Origin of the sequence: Thermococcus sp. GR6, from assembly GCF_012027415.1 — an archaeon.
In the GTDB taxonomy this organism is placed as follows: Archaea; Methanobacteriota_B; Thermococci; order Thermococcales; family Thermococcaceae; genus Thermococcus; species Thermococcus onnurineus.
Window position 1 is genome coordinate 16,173 of record NZ_SNUM01000001.1, and the last position, 16,600, is coordinate 32,772.

At 51.8% G+C, this 16,600-nt stretch carries 23 protein-coding genes and 1 pseudogene; 11 read left to right on the forward strand and 13 right to left on the reverse strand.

The window, feature by feature from the left end:
• Positions 1 to 38: 38 nt before the first annotated feature.
• Entirely contained in the window at positions 39 to 518 is a 480-nt protein-coding gene (locus E3E32_RS00120) for a hypothetical protein (protein WP_167729676.1), read from the forward strand.
• Positions 519 to 648: 130 nt separating this feature from the next.
• Here the strand turns inward: E3E32_RS00120 and E3E32_RS00125 are convergent, their stop codons facing one another.
• From E3E32_RS00125 to E3E32_RS00140, 4 genes are all read right to left on the reverse strand, one after another.
• Positions 649 to 897: a hypothetical protein gene (locus E3E32_RS00125; RefSeq protein WP_167729677.1), complete on the reverse strand. Its 249-nt coding sequence runs from the start codon at positions 895 to 897 to the stop codon at positions 649 to 651.
• A 72-nt stretch (positions 898 to 969) separates the two neighbouring features.
• Positions 970 to 1,437, reverse strand: coding sequence for a GNAT family N-acetyltransferase (locus E3E32_RS00130; protein WP_370456341.1), 468 nt, complete (start codon positions 1,435 to 1,437; stop codon positions 970 to 972).
• Positions 1,434 to 2,387 (reverse strand): hypothetical protein, encoded by a 954-nt coding sequence (locus tag E3E32_RS00135; protein WP_167729678.1) that lies wholly within the window; start codon positions 2,385 to 2,387, stop codon positions 1,434 to 1,436. Before E3E32_RS00135 ends, E3E32_RS00130 begins: the two co-directional genes overlap by 4 nt.
• A 194-nt stretch (positions 2,388 to 2,581) precedes the next feature.
• Positions 2,582 to 3,352, reverse strand: a complete 771-nt coding sequence (locus E3E32_RS00140) for a DUF2202 domain-containing protein (RefSeq protein ID WP_167730836.1) — start codon at positions 3,350 to 3,352, stop codon at positions 2,582 to 2,584.
• Positions 3,353 to 3,469: 117 nt separating this feature from the next.
• Here E3E32_RS00140 and E3E32_RS00145 point away from each other — a divergent pair, with 117 nt between their 5' ends.
• Entirely contained in the window at positions 3,470 to 4,168 is a 699-nt protein-coding gene (locus E3E32_RS00145) for a carotenoid biosynthesis protein (protein ID WP_167729679.1), read from the forward strand.
• Positions 4,165 to 4,846: pseudogene (locus E3E32_RS00150) on the forward strand (carbon-nitrogen hydrolase family protein). The gene E3E32_RS00145 and the pseudogene E3E32_RS00150 overlap by 4 nt, the downstream one beginning before the upstream one ends.
• A 12-nt stretch (positions 4,847 to 4,858) precedes the next feature.
• Here E3E32_RS00150 and E3E32_RS00155 read toward each other — a convergent pair.
• Positions 4,859 to 5,599, reverse strand: a complete 741-nt coding sequence (locus tag E3E32_RS00155) for a DUF2202 domain-containing protein (RefSeq protein WP_167711513.1) — start codon at positions 5,597 to 5,599, stop codon at positions 4,859 to 4,861.
• A 151-nt stretch (positions 5,600 to 5,750) separates the two neighbouring features.
• On the opposite strand from E3E32_RS00155, the gene E3E32_RS00160 reads away from it, so the two are divergent.
• Positions 5,751 to 6,197, forward strand: a complete 447-nt coding sequence (locus E3E32_RS00160; protein WP_167729680.1) for a dual specificity protein phosphatase family protein — start codon at positions 5,751 to 5,753, stop codon at positions 6,195 to 6,197.
• Here E3E32_RS00160 and E3E32_RS00165 read toward each other — a convergent pair.
• Positions 6,184 to 6,747 carry a nitroreductase family protein gene (locus E3E32_RS00165; protein WP_167729681.1) on the reverse strand — a complete coding sequence of 188 codons (564 nt, stop codon included), beginning with the start codon at positions 6,745 to 6,747 and terminating at the stop codon, positions 6,184 to 6,186. The genes E3E32_RS00160 and E3E32_RS00165 overlap by 14 nt on opposite strands.
• 45 nt (positions 6,748 to 6,792) lie before the next feature.
• The gene (locus E3E32_RS00170; RefSeq protein ID WP_167729682.1) at positions 6,793 to 7,542 is read right to left on the reverse strand and encodes an MBL fold metallo-hydrolase; all 750 of its coding nucleotides are present in this window, start codon (positions 7,540 to 7,542) and stop codon (positions 6,793 to 6,795) included.
• 64 nt (positions 7,543 to 7,606) lie between these two features.
• Here E3E32_RS00170 and E3E32_RS00175 point away from each other — a divergent pair, with 64 nt between their 5' ends.
• The 3 genes from E3E32_RS00175 to E3E32_RS00185 are packed head-to-tail and all read left to right on the forward strand — an operon-like array spanning position 7,607 to position 9,194.
• Positions 7,607 to 8,068: a Mut7-C RNAse domain-containing protein gene (locus E3E32_RS00175; protein WP_167729683.1), complete on the forward strand. Its 462-nt coding sequence runs from the start codon at positions 7,607 to 7,609 to the stop codon at positions 8,066 to 8,068.
• Between the two features lie 32 nt (positions 8,069 to 8,100).
• A complete protein-coding gene (locus E3E32_RS00180; protein ID WP_167729684.1) occupies positions 8,101 to 8,817 on the forward strand; it encodes a 6-hydroxymethylpterin diphosphokinase MptE-like protein in 717 nt (238 codons plus the stop codon).
• Positions 8,818 to 8,858: 41 nt separating this feature from the next.
• On the forward strand, positions 8,859 to 9,194 hold the full coding sequence (locus E3E32_RS00185) for a hypothetical protein (RefSeq protein WP_167729685.1): 336 nt from the start codon (positions 8,859 to 8,861) through the stop codon (positions 9,192 to 9,194).
• A 17-nt stretch (positions 9,195 to 9,211) separates the two neighbouring features.
• Here E3E32_RS00185 and E3E32_RS00190 read toward each other — a convergent pair whose 3' ends face one another.
• Positions 9,212 to 10,039, reverse strand: coding sequence for a hypothetical protein (locus tag E3E32_RS00190; protein ID WP_167729686.1), 828 nt, complete (start codon positions 10,037 to 10,039; stop codon positions 9,212 to 9,214).
• 62 nt (positions 10,040 to 10,101) lie between these two features.
• On the opposite strand from E3E32_RS00190, the gene E3E32_RS00195 reads away from it, so the two are divergent.
• Entirely contained in the window at positions 10,102 to 10,317 is a 216-nt protein-coding gene (locus E3E32_RS00195) for an LSm family protein (protein WP_012572081.1), read from the forward strand.
• Positions 10,318 to 10,326: 9 nt separating this feature from the next.
• A complete protein-coding gene (locus tag E3E32_RS00200; protein ID WP_167729687.1) occupies positions 10,327 to 11,061 on the forward strand; it encodes a molybdopterin-guanine dinucleotide biosynthesis protein MobB in 735 nt (244 codons plus the stop codon).
• A gap of 43 nt (positions 11,062 to 11,104) precedes the next feature.
• Here E3E32_RS00200 and E3E32_RS00205 read toward each other — a convergent pair whose 3' ends face one another.
• Positions 11,105 to 11,551, reverse strand: a complete 447-nt coding sequence (locus tag E3E32_RS00205; RefSeq protein WP_167729688.1) for a M67 family metallopeptidase — start codon at positions 11,549 to 11,551, stop codon at positions 11,105 to 11,107.
• A gap of 64 nt (positions 11,552 to 11,615) precedes the next feature.
• On the opposite strand from E3E32_RS00205, the gene E3E32_RS00210 reads away from it, so the two are divergent.
• Both E3E32_RS00210 and E3E32_RS00215 read left to right on the forward strand, forming a co-directional pair.
• Complete coding sequence (locus E3E32_RS00210) at positions 11,616 to 11,765, forward strand: hypothetical protein (RefSeq protein ID WP_167729689.1); 150 nt, start codon at positions 11,616 to 11,618, stop codon at positions 11,763 to 11,765.
• A 193-nt stretch (positions 11,766 to 11,958) separates the two neighbouring features.
• Complete coding sequence (locus E3E32_RS00215; protein ID WP_012572077.1) at positions 11,959 to 12,108, forward strand: hypothetical protein; 150 nt, start codon at positions 11,959 to 11,961, stop codon at positions 12,106 to 12,108.
• A gap of 213 nt (positions 12,109 to 12,321) precedes the next feature.
• On the opposite strand, the gene E3E32_RS00225 is transcribed toward E3E32_RS00215, so the two are convergent.
• The 4 genes from E3E32_RS00225 to E3E32_RS00240 form a co-directional block, all read right to left on the reverse strand.
• Positions 12,322 to 12,825, reverse strand: coding sequence for a transposase (locus tag E3E32_RS00225; RefSeq protein ID WP_167729690.1), 504 nt, complete (start codon positions 12,823 to 12,825; stop codon positions 12,322 to 12,324).
• Positions 12,826 to 12,915: 90 nt separating this feature from the next.
• Positions 12,916 to 15,309, reverse strand: coding sequence for a CDC48 family AAA ATPase (locus E3E32_RS00230; RefSeq protein ID WP_167729691.1), 2,394 nt, complete (start codon positions 15,307 to 15,309; stop codon positions 12,916 to 12,918).
• Between the two features lie 194 nt (positions 15,310 to 15,503).
• Positions 15,504 to 15,995, reverse strand: coding sequence for an Hsp20/alpha crystallin family protein (locus E3E32_RS00235; RefSeq protein ID WP_167729692.1), 492 nt, complete (start codon positions 15,993 to 15,995; stop codon positions 15,504 to 15,506).
• 69 nt (positions 15,996 to 16,064) lie between these two features.
• Entirely contained in the window at positions 16,065 to 16,580 is a 516-nt protein-coding gene (locus tag E3E32_RS00240; protein ID WP_167729693.1) for a mechanosensitive ion channel family protein, read from the reverse strand.
• Positions 16,581 to 16,600: the final 20 nt, after the last annotated feature.

Below are 16,600 nucleotides of genomic sequence, written 5' to 3' on the forward strand. Positions count from 1 at the left end.
AAGGCAAAAACTATAAATTTTCTGATGAATTTTCAAGCATGCCGTTCACTCCCTTCCATCTTGGTCCGGCGTTGCTGTTTGCGGCGTTCTTTGGGTATCTGGATTTCTTGACTTTCATGATTGCCAACGTAATTGTGGACTTTGAGCCCTTCCTCGTGATGACCTACGATTTAGACCTGCGTTGCGGCTACCCCCTCCACGGCTTCTTCCACACATTCCTCGGAGGAGCGCTTGTTGCTCTGATTCTGGCGGAAGGTATGGCCGTCTTCTACAGCCAGTTTGGAAAAGAGGTGAACACCAGGAAGCTCAGAATCACTGCGCTGAGCGGGATCTGGCTCCATATAGTCCTTGATTCTTTTCTTTATACGGATATAAAGCCGCTCTTCCCTCTGAGCTGGAATCCGCTCTACGGCCTGTTCTCTGGCATCGAGGTTTACGGATTCTGCGTGGTGGCCTTTCTTGTGGGGGTACCGTTATGCTTCTTCCTGAGGAAGGGGATTCTCAAACTCCACATCTAACTGGAGGATATGTTCAAACCTTCCTTGCAATCACAATTATTCTCGGTGCGTCAAGTGAAAGCTCCCTGTCATCGAACCCGCAGTAAACATGAGAATCGTCAGCGTTTTGGAGTAAAAATACATGTAATAGTCAACGTGGAGGACCTCTTCGATCGGGAAAGTCATGCTTATCATGCCTCCTTCTTATCTTCCGTCCGGCGAACCAGCCGGCGACGATTGGGTTTATTATGACAACGTATGGGAACGCCAGCCTTGCGTATTGCTTGATGTCTTTCGGAGTATGGTTTGCTATGAATGGGGCAGAGATAATCAAAGCAAGCGCAATAATCCACGAGCGCTTTGTTTCTTTAACATCCTCAGCGGTTAGAATCCGCCGCATCCTCCCACTCCTCCCTCAAAAGCTCATAAATCAGTTCATCAACGTATCTCCCGTCGTTCCAAACGTGATCCCTCAACCTGCCAGCCAGCGCGAAGCAGTTCTTCTCCAGAACCCGGATTGAGGGAACGTTGTCTGCGTGAACCTTCGCCCTACCTTGTGCAGGTTCAGGTGCCTGAAGGCGTATTCGCAGAGCACTTTGACGGTTTCGCTCCCGTAACCTTTACTCCTCTCCTCCGGCGCGAGATAGTAAAGGATTTCTCCCCATCTCGCCTGCCAGTTTATCCAGTTGAAGCCTGCTATTCCTATGAGCCTTTCGCTCTCGTTCTCGATAACTGCAAAGGTAGGTGCTTTGTCCTTGTTCTTCTTCAAGTCCTCATAAAACTCCTCTTCCTCATCGGGTAGTGTGAAGTAGGCCGAGTGGAACATCCCTCTGACCGTGCTCCTATTGTTGAACCACTCCCATCTCTTCCTGAGGTCTTCCCGTAGGAGGATTTCTAGGGATACCTTTTCACCCTTCAGCACCACAGGCGCATACTTCACAGCCCCAACCTGTGAATGACCATCACCGTCTTTCCTCCTTCCTCTTTAACCCCAAGTGCGACCCCTTTCCCAAGAACTTCGACCCAGCCGTTCTCCCAGAGCTCTTTCTTCCAGAGGGACTTTCCATCAAAGTCGAGCTTCAAAACAGCGGCCTTTCCCCCAAGCTCTCCTCCGACGAGGATGCCATCCTCTTCCTGCAGGATAGTGGTTGCAGTGCCCTCTCCAAGCGTTACCTCCCACGAGATTCCCTCTCCAACCAAAGCGATCCAGAAGTCCTTGCCATTGTAGCCAGCAATTAGAGTTCTGCCGTCCAGCTTCGTCATGCTGAGGGCGATTCCTTCTGTGAGCTCCCTTTTGCCGGTTATGTCGCCCTTACCGTTAAAGTCAAATGCTGTAACCCTCCATCCCTCTTCCTTCACGCTCCCGATAAGGGTAAGGCTGTCTTTTCTCCCGAGGAGGCCGCCGAACACAGCGTCTTTCCACTGGTCCAGCGTCCTCGTCCAGATAGGATTCCCTTCTCTATCAACCTTCATCAGGAAGAAGCCCCGCCCATTCTCGTCTGAAGCTTCACCGCCGAGCAGAAAGCCGTCCGAGAGGGAGAGGATTGAATAAACGCACTCGTTTCCAAGGATGCGGTACTTCCGCTCCCAGAGAACTTCGAGGTCTTCATTAATCTTTGCGAGGTATGCTTTCCAGTTCCTGCCGCCCTCAGGAGTTGCGATTCCTTCAACCGCCCCTCCAATTAGGTAGCCATCGTTGAGCTTCGCTACGCAGTGCCCTTCCCAGTCGTTCTTGCCTGAGAGGAACTGGATATCTGCTATTCCCTCTCCTTTTCCTTTAAGCAGTGCCAGCATTATTTTGTAGTTCTTTCCGTCGTGGACGCTCCCTATAGCGAGGTCTTCGGCGATCGCCACCGGGACGGTTTCGATGCCGAAGGAGTGGGTTCTCATGACTTCATCCCTCTCAATATCGTACTCATCTCAGGTTTTTTCATAGAGTAATGCGTCCGTGTAACCCAAGTTCTGGAACATCCCGCCCACCAAACCTACAACGCAAAAGAGTTTTAAATATTTACTTCTGCCCGTTAGGACTGCCCCGGGGCGTTACCCCTCTGGCTAAGTAAGGGGAGGAAAGAAAGAAATCTTCAGCCACTTGACATTCCCGTCTCCATCGGGGAGCTCACTATGGCCTCGTACTCGTCCTGAGGTAGTATCTGAGGCTCGTAGGTTATTCCATACTGCCTAGCAAGCATGCCGGTGAAGGCCCTGAGGTGGTTCCTGGAGCCCATCATAAGGCGTTCGAAGACGTACTTGATGTCCTCGTTGTCAGTCTTTTCGAGCCAGTCCTGGAGATCCTTGATGTCGACTTCCTCTATGAGCGCGCCGACCTTGAGGGCGGCCTCCTCGCTTTGGAGCCCCTGTTCAATCAGCTGGTCGTAGAGGGCCTGAATTTCAGGGTTTGTGAACTCCCCAATGTCCTTGCCCTCAGCGGGGTCGGTGAGGTTGTACTTTTCTATGAGAGCCAGCACCATGTCCATGTGCATCTGCTCGCTCCGGGCTATGTTGTTGAATATTGGTATGCCCCACTTGTCATAGAGCGTGAGGTAAACGTCACGCGCAAGCTTCTCCTCCTCCCGCATGTAGAGGATAGCCTGTATTTCATCCAGAGTCAACTCCTCTGTTGGAAGTGAATAGATGTAATCCACATTGTATGCCATGTCAACAAAGCTGCCAGCTGTCACATTGCTGGGAGGCCCGCACGGAGCCACCTCTGAGCCATACGCCTGTGTTGCGGCTGAACTAACGGTTTCAGTAGTAGTGGTCGTTGAGGTGTCAGTGGTTATACATCCTGCACTGAAGACTCCAAGTAGCACAACCCCCATGAGGAGGAGCCCAAATGCTTTCTTTCCCAACATTTTCATCACCTTTTCCCATATGCAATTTTAATATTACATATGTCCCGAGACTTTATAAGCCTTTCGGCTCACAGAACTGGGCAATAGGTTTATATCCTTCTGTGAAGAAATCCCTACATGGACAACAGCAACAACCGTTTGAAAGCTGCAATGCTCCTCATCATCGGAGCTAACATACTCAAGAAGTCGCCGGTTTATATACTCCTGTACTTTCTCGCCTTTGCTTTGCTCTCCAGAAGAGAGTGGAGGAGCCTGCCCGCGCTGCTGGGATGGGCGATGCTCGTGGGTTTTCTGGCGGAGTTCGTAGGCACGCGCATGTGCCTGCCTTTTAGCTGTTACGAGTACGTCAATCTTCAGCCCCAGATTCTGGAGATATCGGTCTTTGTGCCTCTTGCGTGGGCAATCTTTGGAGCCATCTCATACCTCACGGCCAGCTTTCTGTTCGCGAGGAAGTACCACAGGCTTCTTTTCGCTTCGCTCTTGATGGTTGTCCTTGACCTCTCGATAGACCCTATCATGACCTCATGGAGTGGATGGGTCTGGAAAACCTCAACAACAATAAACTGGTTTGGGATTCCCTGGACAAACTACACCGGCTGGTTCATAGTGTCCCTGGTGATATTCTACCTCTATGAGAGATTTTCGGATGCTTTCATATGTCCCCGCCTCAGGAAGTTTGGGCCACCTATCTACCTGCTGGAGATGCTGACTTTTGCAGTCTATGCTCCAGAGAGTGTTAAGGTGCCGACGATGGTGGCGTTCCTAATTTCCCTTGTTCTGGTAATTCCACTTAGCCTCAAGAGGCTGGGAGAATGAGAGTCGCTTTAGTCCCAATGCGCGTGAAGATCGGAGACTTTGAGGCCAACTGGAAGGAATTTCAACGGCGCTTTGATGAGGTGATGAAGCACGGGGCCGACTTCATAGTCTTTCCAGAGTACTGCCTGACCGGCTTTGAGGAGTGGGATTTCAGCGGGGCGGGGCTTTACGACGATATAGTATTCAGGGTTGGAAGGCTTGCAAAGGAAAACTCGTCTACGTTATCTTTGGCCTCCTTGAGCCCTACAAGAACTGCGTCTACAACTCTGCCCTGCTAATTGGCCGCGATAGGAGGGTTCTCCTCAAACACCGCAGGTTCCAGGAGCCGATGAAGTTCTGCACCGGCAACACCGTCAAAACAGCTCAAACGGAGTTCGGCAAAGTCGCGATAATCATCTGCGGCGATCTCTACAACAAGAGGATAGCAAAGTGGACTCGGAGAAAAAGACCTAACTACATCTTTGCGCCTATGGAGTATTCCCCAGAATCGGGAGAGATAACGCCTGAAGACGTTGAGGCCATGTCCAGGAGGTCAGGCTCCTTGGTATTAAAACCTTCATCGTGAACAGCTTCTCCCCGGGTGATGCGTGGGTTTTTGAGCGGGACGGGAAGCTTGCCGCCTCAGTTCCCGGAAGTGAGTTGCTGGTTTACGATGAAAACAGAGGAGACGAGAAGTAAAGGACAGGGCGTTCAGGGCTTGCTACCGCCCATTCCCCCGCCCATCTCCATCGGGCTGTTGATTATTTGTTCGTACTCGTCTTTGCTGAGAATCTGGGGCTCGTATGTGATGCCTCTGTTCTTCAGCTGGCTCACGAAGGCCCTGAGGTGATTCCTTGACCCCATCATGAGGTTCTCGTAGACGGTTATGATGTCTATCTTGTTTGTCATTGCGATTCTCTCTTGAAGATCCCTTATGTCAGTCTCCTCTATGAGTGCGCCGACCTTGAGGGCATCGATTTCGCTCTTCATGCCCATCTCGATGAGCTGGTCGTAGAGTGCCTGAAGCTCGGGATTCTGGAACTCTCCTATGCCGGCATTGGCGGTCGGGTCGGTGAGATTGTACTTCTTAAGAAGCATCCTTACAGACTCGACGTGGGTTGTCTCGCTCCTGGCGATATTGCTGAATATCTGGAGTCCCCACTTCTCATACAGTTTGGTGTAAACGTCATGGGCCAGCTTTTCCTCTTCGACCATGAAGAGCAGCCCCTCTTTCTCCGCATCGGTTAGAGGTTCAGAGGGAAGGGAATCTATGTACGACTGAAGATCCTGCATATTGACGTTTCCATTCGAGTCTGTGACGAGTGGAACAGTGTTGGTGAGCGTTGATGTTTCAACGGGTGTTGTAGAAGGCTCCGTGTTACTTATGCATCCGGCCGCGAGAACACTCAGGAACATTGCTCCAATCAGGAAAAATGCGTAGACTTTTTTCATACTACCACCTCATCAAAGGGCTGTCCGCCCGGAATCCAAAATGGTATTTATCTAGTGGTTCATAAATACGTTTTGGTTCTCTCACAGATGTAAAATAAAACTCTGCTCCGAAAGATTTATCTCACATCTTGCGAGTTGCTCATGGGATATCATGAATCCAAGGTTCGTGTCCGGCAGAGTTGCCTTCTCAAGGATGCCAACGGAAAGAGAGCTGGACGAAGTAGCGAAGAAATTCGATGCCATCGTTGTCCTCGTCGAAGAGTTTGAGCTCCCCTATTCGCTGGAGGAATGGAAAAAGCGCGGAGTTGAGGTTATTCACAGCCCGATTCCTGACTTCATGGCGCCGAGCATCGAACAGCTCTTTGAAATCCTCCGCTGGATTGAGGAAAACACTGCGGAAGGCAAACGCGTTCTTATCCATTGTATGGGTGGCTCCGGCAGGAGCGGGACGGTGGCAGTTGCGTGGCTGATGTACTCTCAAGGCCTGTCCCTTCGTGAAGCCCTTTCAATGGTGCGCTCACTTAAACCAAGCGCCGTTGAGACTCGGGAGCAGATGGAAGTCCTGGAGAAGCTTGAGGAGCTTCTCAGAAACCGTTGAAGCTCACAACCTCTTCAAGCTTTTTCCTCTCGTATTTCGGCTTCGGGTCTGCCGGATATCCAACGGGCAGGATGGCCTGAAGCTTGTAGTCTCTGGGGGCGTTCAAAAGCTCCTCGACAGGCTTCGGGTTGGGCGGTGTGTAGGTTACCGTCCCGAGGCCCAGCTCTTCAAGTGCTAAAAGAAGATATCCGACCGCTATCCACGTTGATTGGAGCCAGTAGGGGGCCTTTGTGTGGCCGAAGACAAGGATCAGGTAAGGGGCTTCGCTCAGGAAGGGCTTCTCTGGCCTGAATCCCTTGGCGTTCAGCCAGGCCATCAGGTCGCCCTTTGTCTTTGAGTAGAACTTCTTCTCTTCTTCCTCGCAGAGCTCCCGTATCTTCCCTTTCAGCCACTCATCGTCTATTACAATAAAGCGCCATGGTTGGGCGTTCATTCCGGATGGAGCTTCCTTTGCAGCCTCGAGGGCTTTCATGATTGCATCAAGTGATGGTTTATCCGGTAGGAACTGCCTCACAGTCTTTCTCCGCTTTGCGAGCTCAAAAACCCTCATGCCACCACCGTAGGGATTAGGAGAACAGAGATAAAAACCTTGGCCTCAAACGTAGAAAACCATTCCATCATACGCGACCAGAACTTTGTTGCCCCATCTTTTGCGGACGTACTCCGTGAGTTCGAGGAATGGCAGGTTTTTGTGAGATATGTGGCTGAGAACGGTTCTCTCGGTAAGCTCAAGCCCGATTTCAGCGCCCTCATCAACGTTGTTGTGGTAGGGATCATCGAAACCCGGGGGATAAGTTGCGTCAACGATGGCCAGCCTCAGTGGGGCCTTTTTCTCCAGAACCTTCCACGTCTCCTCTGGAAGTCCCTTTGTGTCGTAGAGTATTGCAACACTCTTTCCGTCCTCCTCGATTAAATAACCGAGAGTTTCAACCTGGTGATTGAGCTTTAGGGCAGTGATCTTGAGCGTGTCGATTTTCAGAGTATCGCCGGGCTTTATGAAGTTCGGTTGCAGGTTTTTGGGGTCGTTGAGTATCAGAGCATCCGCGTGTCTCTCCGGGGCGTATAGGGGCGTCTTCAGTGCCATCCAGCGTAGCTTGTAGAGGCCGTAGATGTGGTCGTGGTGCCAGTGGGTCAGGAAGATGGTCCCGAGGGGGACATTGAGATGGTCTCTTATGTCCGTTCCAACGTCGAAGAGGATGGCCCTTTTGTTCTCCGTGATTATTGCCACTGTAGAGGGCTTCCTCTGGGCGAAGCCAAAGTTCCTCGCCTCGTTGCATGAGGAACAGGTGCAAAGGTGAGCCGGAATTCCCTCGCTCCCGCCGGTGCCGATAAAGTAAACTATCATCCTACCACCTATTTTACGGTCGTGAAATAGTCCCCTTATAAGGATTGTCACCAATTCTAAATCCATGAGGTTCATCGCCGATATGATGCTCGGTCGTTTGGCCCGCTGGTTGAGGCTCTACGGCTACGATACACTCTATGGAATCGAAGATGACAATGAGATACTCAGGATTGCCTTAGAGGAAGGGCGCATAATACTCACAAGAGATTCCGGTTTGGCCGGAGCGGCGAAGAGGCTTGGTGCAGAAGTGATTCTTATCCACTCAAACTCACTTGAGGAGCAGGTTAAGGAACTCAAGGAGCATGGGCTGGAGTTCAAAGATCTCTTCCCCACCAACGCGAGATGTCCGAAGTGCAACGGGTTGATAAGGCCGATTCGAAAGGGGGAAATCAGAGACAAAGTTCCATCGAGCGTTTACGCGAATTACGACGAGTTCTATATCTGCGAGAGCTGCGGACAGATATACTGGCCGGGGAGGCAATGGAGGGAGATGCTAAAAATCGACGAAAGGCTGAGGAGGATTTAAAAACTTCCGCCCTAACTCGGTTTGGTGAGCCAATGGAGTGGGAAGAGTGGGAGCCTTTCTACCTACGCATAGTTCGTGAGATGGGTTATTCCATTGAGAAAGACCGCGAAGCCGCCCAAATACTGAGAGCGCTTCTGTTGGAGGGAGATGACTACATCCTGAGGGAGGAACTTAAGGCGGTCGTCGGCAGAAGAGTCTATATCTTCGGCGCCGGTCCGAGCCTCGAGGAGGCCTTAAATGAGTTCGACTTCTCCGATGGAACGCTCATAGCCGCCGACGGTGCCACTTCCGCACTGCTTGAGTTCGGCTTGGTTCCAGACATCGTTGTTACTGACCTCGATGGAAGGATTCCTGACTTGAAAATAGCCAACGATAGGGGGGCATTTATGGTAATCCACGCCCACGGAGACAACATCGAGAAGATGGGCATTTACGTACCCATTTTCGAGCGAATTCTCGGAACGTGCCAGACCGAACCCTTGGACATCGTCTACAACTTCGGCGGCTTCACCGACGGCGACAGGGCGGCTTTTCTGGCTGAGGCACTGGGGGCCGAGGAGGTAGTCCTGGTCGGCTTTGATTTCGGTGAAACGGTCGGCAGATGGAGCAAACCGGGTCTGAAGGAGCACTCGCCGGTGTGGGAGAGCAAGCGAAAGAAGTTCGCCTTTGCGAAGGAGCTGCTGGACTGGTTGGCGAAAAATGGAAAAGCGAAGATTATCCAATTCTCTGTCTCAGGTGAGGGGGGATAACTTTTTTATATTGCTTTACCACTACTAACATAGGTGGTTCTATGGCGGATGTTGAAACGGCCAAACTGCTCATAAAGATTGGGGGAATAATCTCGCTTATAGTAGGGGTTCTCGGGGGATTGGTGCTTCTGATAACCATCATTGGCATAATCCTTGCAATCCCGGCGTTCATACTCGCATGGTGGATCTACAAGCGCTCCAATGAGGTTGTGGAGCTCGTTGAGATGGGGGAATACAAAGAAGCTAAAAACAAGCTCATTATACCAATGGTGCTCTCGCTCCTCTTCTTCAGCACGGTAAGTGGTATCCTGATGCTCGTGGGCCTTATACTGCTCCCCTCAGAACCGTCCACCCATTCAAAACTCGAAAAATCCTAATGTTAAAAAGGAGGGACTCAAACGAGATCCCTCAGCTTCTTCACTTTTCCTGCCTTTATCTCCAGGTAACCGAGCTTCTTCAGAAGGCGAAGGATTTCTTCCAGAGCCTTCGGCGAATAGTTTATCACGAGGGTTCCCTTCTCGGTGGGTATGGCCATTGGTGAAACCCTCACGAAGCCCTTCACCAGATCCTCCTCGGGAACCTTCTCGTTTCCGAGGGCCTTGAGGATTTCCCCTGCGAGGATAGCCCTGCCGATGAGCCCGAAGTAGACCTTTAGGAGGTAGTCCTCGGGGAAGTACCTGGCGGCGAGCTTTCCGAGGGTGTTTATCTTGCGTATATCGAGCTCAAGAATCTCGAACTCGTACTCCATGGTTAGATCAGTGAAGGCGAACTGCTTGGCGATTTTTTCGGTGCTCTCCGGGTTGTGAACGAGGTTGAAGGGGAACTTAAACTCAAACCTGAGCTTTGTGATATCAACGCCCTCTTTGAGCTTTATTGTCCCATCGCTGTACTCTATCGCCTCGTTTCTTGTGAGCTGGTCGAGGATTTCAACGACCCACGGACCCTCCTGGATGAGCGTCTCGAATTTTTCGCCAACCTTTATGTGCTCCAAGATGTGGTTCAGACTCTCCTTGAATGACAGAAAACCCTCTTTGAGCGCCTCCTTGTCTGCTCCTTCCATGACGTCTATCTGAGCACCTATCTCTTCAAGTGTCCCCTCGAGAAGATAACCCACGAAGCTCTCGTAGCTCAGCCTCTCATGAAGTTCGAACTTGATACCTTCTCTCTTAAGGTCTTCAAGTAGCGATCTTTTGACTGCTTCGTTCTTCGTGACGAATCTCATTCTATCACCGAACGGGAAACGATTAAAAGCCTTATAGGTTTTTGGTTTCTGGAGGTGAGGATATGAGCGAGAAGCAGTATCTCCTCGACAAGACTCTTGAAACGTGGAAGGGCAAAAGAGTGGCCTTAGCCGTAAGCAGCGAGCACTCCTTCACAGGAATAATCGAAGACTTTGACGAGGAAGTTATCCTCCTGAGGGACGTTGTGGACATAGCTGGAAACAAGGCCAAGGCTCTGATAGTTAAAATCGATGACCTTAACTGGATAATGCTCCTGTGAGGTGATGATATGAAGGCCGTAACATTCGTTGGCTATAAAAAGAGCGGGAAAACGGCGACCCTTGAAGCAGTCGCGAGAGTTCTGAAAGAGCGCGGTTACAGAGTTGCGATAGCCAAGAGCATGCATGCAGACTTCGACAGAGAGAACAGCGACACCTGGCGCTTCTCAAAGATTGCCGACGCTGTCATCGTGAAGGCCCACGACACTGATGCGCTCCTCTTCAGGGCCAAGGACATAAATGCCCTCTTTTCGATGGTCAACGCCGATTTTCTTCTGCTGGAGGGCTTTAAATCGGTGCAACACTTGCCCAGGGTCATCTGCGCGAGAGACGCCAAGGACGTCCTCGAGCTCAACAACGGTCTAGCGATAGCGGTGAGTGGGGTCATGGCCGAGAGTGGGATTGACGAGGTTGGGGGATTGCCGGTTATAAACGCCCTCACCGAGCCCGAGAGGCTCGCCGACCTCGTGGAAAAGCGCGCCTTCATGCTGCCCAACATAGACTGTCACATGTGTGGCTTCAAGTGCGCTGAGATGGCGAAGATGATCGTCAAAGGCGAGAAAACGCTCAATGACTGTGTGGTTCTCAGCTCAAAGCCAAAGGTCACCGTTAAGATAGACGGCCAGGTTCTTCCGATGAAGGATTGGGTACAGGAGCTCGTCGAGAAGACGATTAAGGGCATGCTCTCGGCAATGAAGGGTTACAGGGGTGGGAGGAAGATAGAAATAATCATAAGGGATGATTGAGTCTTTCGAAGTCCCTAAATCCAACACTTTCAATCCTTTTCCCTTAACATTCTCCCTTTTTTGACCCTCTTTGCCATCGGTCCGTAATGCTACTCACGATTTCAACAGGGACTTCCCGAACTTTCTCTCCCTCAAGCACAAAAGCTCTGTAGTTTCCATTATCATCAACTATCAGCCACACCACTGGCCAGAGCCTCATACCCGGCAGATCATGCCCACTCGGCCTCGGTGGGCACTTCAAGTGGGAGTGGAAGATGCCAACGACTTCAAGTCCCCTTTTTTCTGCCTCATCTATAGCTTGCACCATCTCAAGGGGTTCCATCTCAAACGCCGTTGGGGAGCCGATGCGGTTAGTTATGAAGCGAATATCCTTGACGATAGCGCTTTCACAGTTTTTTCTGCCAAAAAGGAAACCACATATCTCGATCCCTGATTTCTTCGCCGTCTTGATAATCCGGTTTAAATCCTCTTGTCGAATCGTCAACTTCATGTTCGAGAATATGCCCGTTAAGCTTATAAATTTTGGACGAGTGACAGGATTTTGCGGTGGTAAAATGAAATGGGCCCTCACTCTGCACGGCGGGGAAAACCATGGTGAAACTATAATCTTCCACGCCGAAACAGCTGACGAGGCCAGAATGGTCGCGGTCAGGGAACTGAAGCGAAAGGACGCGAGGGTTTTCGAGCTCGAGAAGCTTGAGTGAATTCTGCGTGGTTTTCTTTCCTCTTACTCTTCCTCCACACTGATGCCCACATTTGGGTATCTTGTAAGTAATGGACACCAATGCTCACTTTCGGCCGTGGTTTTCCATTCATTGACGTTCTCAATTGTGCAGCAATGTTTTTAAAAAGGTCGAAATTTTCTATCACTCACGGTGATATATTGGGGGTGACTTCATGCTGGCAAGAATAGTCTACTATCGCGAAAACACTCTTCCAGAGGAGCTCGTCGTTGCAGTTAACAGCATCGAAAAGGCCGAGAAGATTGCAAGGGAGAAGATGGGAGAGTTTAAGGCCGTAGACTTCGAAGTCGAGATGATAGCTTAGTCTCTCCCCTCCGATTTCTATCACATTAACGTTGATTGGCGGCTCTTTAGGCTTGTTAGCTACCTTTTGGCCGTCCCTTCGGGCGGGCGCGCTATAAGGGCGGCGTCGCCTTCGTAATGCTCGTCCCTCGCTATGCCGTAACCTATGGTCCTCCTCACCTCATTCCCGTATTTGGAGACCAACTTTTGGGTATGCTCAACAGCACGCGGCATATCATGCAACTACTTCCTTAGAATTTTCTAAACCGAACAGGATGAGCACCAGTCCAGTTAGAGTCGCGGCAAAGTAGACTTTGATGCTGACGAAGTGCATCGGGATTGCGAGTATCAAAATCAGCCCAGCTGTTCTCAGTATCGTCTGTTCGGTCATCTCTGCAAGCACGTCGAGGGTCTTGTAGAGGTAGTATAGTGAAAACGCCTGCAGGAACAGGAAGACCACGTGAACGCCGTTGTAAACGAGCGGGCTCGTTTCAATCGGGGTTATCCCAAGCACTTTCGCCCAGCCAGATATGCCGAGGAATATCTTTGCCACGTAGAGCGGCACCGAGAGGAGGAAGGCGACTATCGAAAGCCTAACCGCGCGGCCTAGCTCTTTTCTGCCGAGCTTTTCGAGCGCTCCCCTAAGAAGGAGCAGGCCCACTAGAGTGAGGGGGTAGAGGTACATCATAAGAATCAGAGTTAGCCCATAGGCTCCCTGGAGCTTTCTTATTACTTCCATAGCATCCCCAGAAAAGATAGTTTCAAAAGGTTAAAAGGTTAGAGGCTGGGGCATCAGCCCCTCGCCCCGCGTGAACTATCGTTCACTGGCTCACGCACCCCGTGAGTGCTTGAACTGCTCCTGGATTCTCTTGTAGTACTCCATGGTCTCCTTGCTCACGCTCGGGCCTATCTTCTCCAGTGCCTCCTCGAAGTCGGCCATTGTAACCTTGACCTTCTGCTTTATCTCGTCCGCCTTCATTCCAGGCTTGATGATGCCCTCCTGGAGCGCCTTCCTCATGGCGAGCATGGCAGCCTCCCTGACCACTGCCGCTATGTCAGCTCCGGTATAACCCTCCGTTCTCCTGGCGAGCTCCTCGAGGCTGATGTCCTCAGCGAGCGGTACGTTCCTGGTGTGCACCTTGAATATCTCCAGTCTGGCCTTTTCGTCTGGCGCTGGCACGAGTATCAGCCTGTCGAACCTTCCTGGCCTAAGCAGGGCCGGGTCTATGATGTCTGGCCTGTTGGTTGCAGCAATGACAACCACACCGCTGTTCTCGGCTATGCCGTCCATCTCGGTGAGCAGCTGGTTGATGAGCCTGTCGGTGACCCTGTTCACGTCAGTGCCGCGGCGTGGGGCTATTGCGTCTATCTCGTCGATGAATATCACCGTCGGGGCAGCCTGTCTGGCCTTGCGGAATATCTCGCGGATGTTCTTCTCACTTTCACCGACCCACTTGCTGAGCACCTCTGGGCCCCTGATGGCGATGAAGTTGGCCTCGCTCTCCGTGGCCACTGCCTTGGCTAATAGCGTCTTACCGGTTCCCGGAGGACCGTAGAGGAGTATTCCCTTCGGTGGGGTTATGCCCAGTCCGAGGAAGGCCTCCGGGTACTTGAGCGGCCACTCGACGGCCTCTTTGAGTTCCTGCTTAACATCTTCAAGGCCACCGATGTCGTCCCAGCGGACGTTCGGGACTTCGAGGAGCACCTCCCTGAGCGCTGACGGCTCGACCATCTTGAGGGCCTCGTAGAAGTCCCTCTTGGTGACCTTGAGCTCCTCCAGGACCTCCTTCGGTATGTGCTCGGCCTCGAAGTCTATCTTGCCCTCCTTGATAAGCCTCCTCAGAGCGGCCATCGCTGCCTCTCTTGCCAGCGCTGCCAGATCAGCTCCGACGAAGCCGTGGGTCTTCTCGGCCAGCTCCTCCAGCAGGTCGTCGATGAGCTTGACCTTGACCTCATCGTAGAGCCTCTCATCGAGCTCCCTGAGTATCTCCTTGACTTCCTCCTCGGTCTTGGCCCTTTCCACCTTCTCGATGGCCCTGTCGATGACATCCCTGAAGCGCTCGTCGCCACGAAGGTTCTCGAGTATCTTCTTGACCTTGCTGACCCTGAACTCTGGCTCGATTGGCATCCCTCTAGTGTGTATCTGGAGTATCTCTTTCCTGCCCTGCTTGTCGGGAACTCCGACCTCAAGCTCACGGTCGAACCTTCCTGGCCTTCTGAGGGCCGGATCTATCGCATCGGGCCTGTTGGTAGCGGCAATGACTATGACCTTTCCGCGGCTCTTGAGACCATCCATCAAGGTCAGGAGCTGGCTGACAACTCTCTTCTCGACTTCGCCGTGAGTCTCTTCCCTCTTGGGAGCAATTGCATCAATCTCGTCTATGAAGATTATCGCTGGAGCGTTCTCCTCTGCCTCCTTGAATACCTCTCTGAGTCTCTCCTCGCTCTCGCCGTAGTACTTGCTCATTATCTCCGGTCCGTTGATGGCTATGAAGTGCGCGTTCGCCTCGTTGGCGACGGCCTTGGCAAGGAGCGTTTTTCCAGTTCCAGGTGGACCGTAGAGGAGCACACCTTTCGGCGGCTCAATTCCGAGCTTCTCGAATATCTCCGGATGCTTGAGCGGGAGCTCTATCATCTCCCTGACCTTCTGGATGACCTCCTTGAGGCCACCTATGTCCTCGTAGGTGACGCCGAGTGCTGCCGTCTTGCTGACCTCCTTGACGGGCTTCTCGCTGACGGTGAAGTCGGTGAACTCGGTTATCTGGACTATACCAGCTGGAGTAGTCGCGGTGACGACGAAGGTGAGCTCCTGGCCGAGTATACCTACCTTGATGTAGTCTCCCCTAACGACTGGCCTACCGACAAGCCTGCTGTGGAGCCACTCAACGAAGTCGTGTCCAAAGCGTATCGGCTCGGTCGGGGCAACTATGGCCTTCTTGGCTTCCTTGACCTCTGCCTTTCTGACCGTAACCTCGTCGCCAAGTCCAACTCCAGCGTTCTTCCTGATGGTTCCATCCATTCTGATGATGGAAAGTCCCTCGTCCTCTGGGTAAGCTGGCCAAACGACCGCGGCGGTGTTCTTGGTTCCGATGATCTCGATGATATCACCCGGCTGGACGCCAATCTCGCGCATGGCTTTCCTGTCTATCCTAACTATCCCTCTTCCAACGTCGCGCTGGTATGCAGACGCGACCTTCAGCTTAACTTCCCTCTTTTCGGCCATTATTTACCACCTCCAACTTTTCATGACCGATGATCTTGATTTTTGCAGCTTGATTTTATCTGGGGTTGCAGGGGGCGGAGCCCCCTCAGGAGTTTAAGGAAAGGCGGGGTTGTGGGGCAAAGCCCCACTACGGGGGTTTGATGGTAGAGGAAGATAAGGGGGTGTCCTCCTGTCTTCCCCTTAAAACGAAAGCGTCACTCAATCTTAACCTCGAAGCCTTCTCCTTCCTTCTTGGTCGGGTGCTTCTTCGGAATCCTGATTTCAAGGACGCCGTTGTTGTACTTGGCCTTGGTCTTCTCTGGGATGACTTCCTCCGGGAGCCTGATGATTCTCCTGTAGCCGCTGTAGTAGCGCTCGATCTTTATGGCTCCCTCGCGCTCAAGCTCCTTCTCGCGCCTGACCTGGGCCTCGATGTAAACCGCATCTTCGGTGACCCTGACCTTGATGTCCTCCTTTCTGACTCCTGGAAGCTCGGCGGTGATGACGAACTCGTCGCCCCTGTCGAAGATATCAACGAAGGGCTCCCTCCAGACCTCGCTGGTAAATTCTTCGTACGCTGGCCCCTCGCGGTGGCCCCAGAGCCTTGGCCCGCGCATGAAGTCCCTGAATATCGCGTCAATCTCCTCCTGGATCTCTCTCATTATGTCGAATGGGTCCCAGTAAGGGCGGTCCCTCCTCCAGACCACCGGCACCACCCCCATCTTTTGGTTACCAGTAGTAACTAAAAAAGAGGAGTTTATAAAGTTTTGTGTCTTTTAGTGTGCATCGGTGACTAAAACCTGCTTCATTCTTTGGTTTTCTTTTTCCTTGAACCTCACAATGGGCGCGTTCCAGACGAGCTTAGTGGGGATGGTGACGGTCTCTCCGTCGTCCCCGATTAGAACAATGTTCGTGGCGTTTATCTCCTTAACGACACCCTTGTAGCCCTTTAAGTTCACATAGTCACCTATCTCGAAGGGCCTCACTGCCGATATCCAAGCACCTGCGGCTATATTGTTCAACATGTCATGCAACCCAAAGCCCATGAGGATGCCGATGAAGGCCGTCACGCTTATCGTCAGGCTCTCTATCTGGTAGCCCAAGTAACTCAAAGCTGTGAAGATCGAGAACATGACTCCTACAACGACGACAAAGTCCTCAAGGAAGTCGAGGATGAGGCCGTGGATATTAAACCTGTTCATGGATTTCCTTATGCTAATTCCTATGATCTTTGAGATTAGAGAGCCAACCACGATTATGAGGATTGCATAAATCAGCTTTTCGAGTTCCATGGGATTTCCCTATTTTAGGT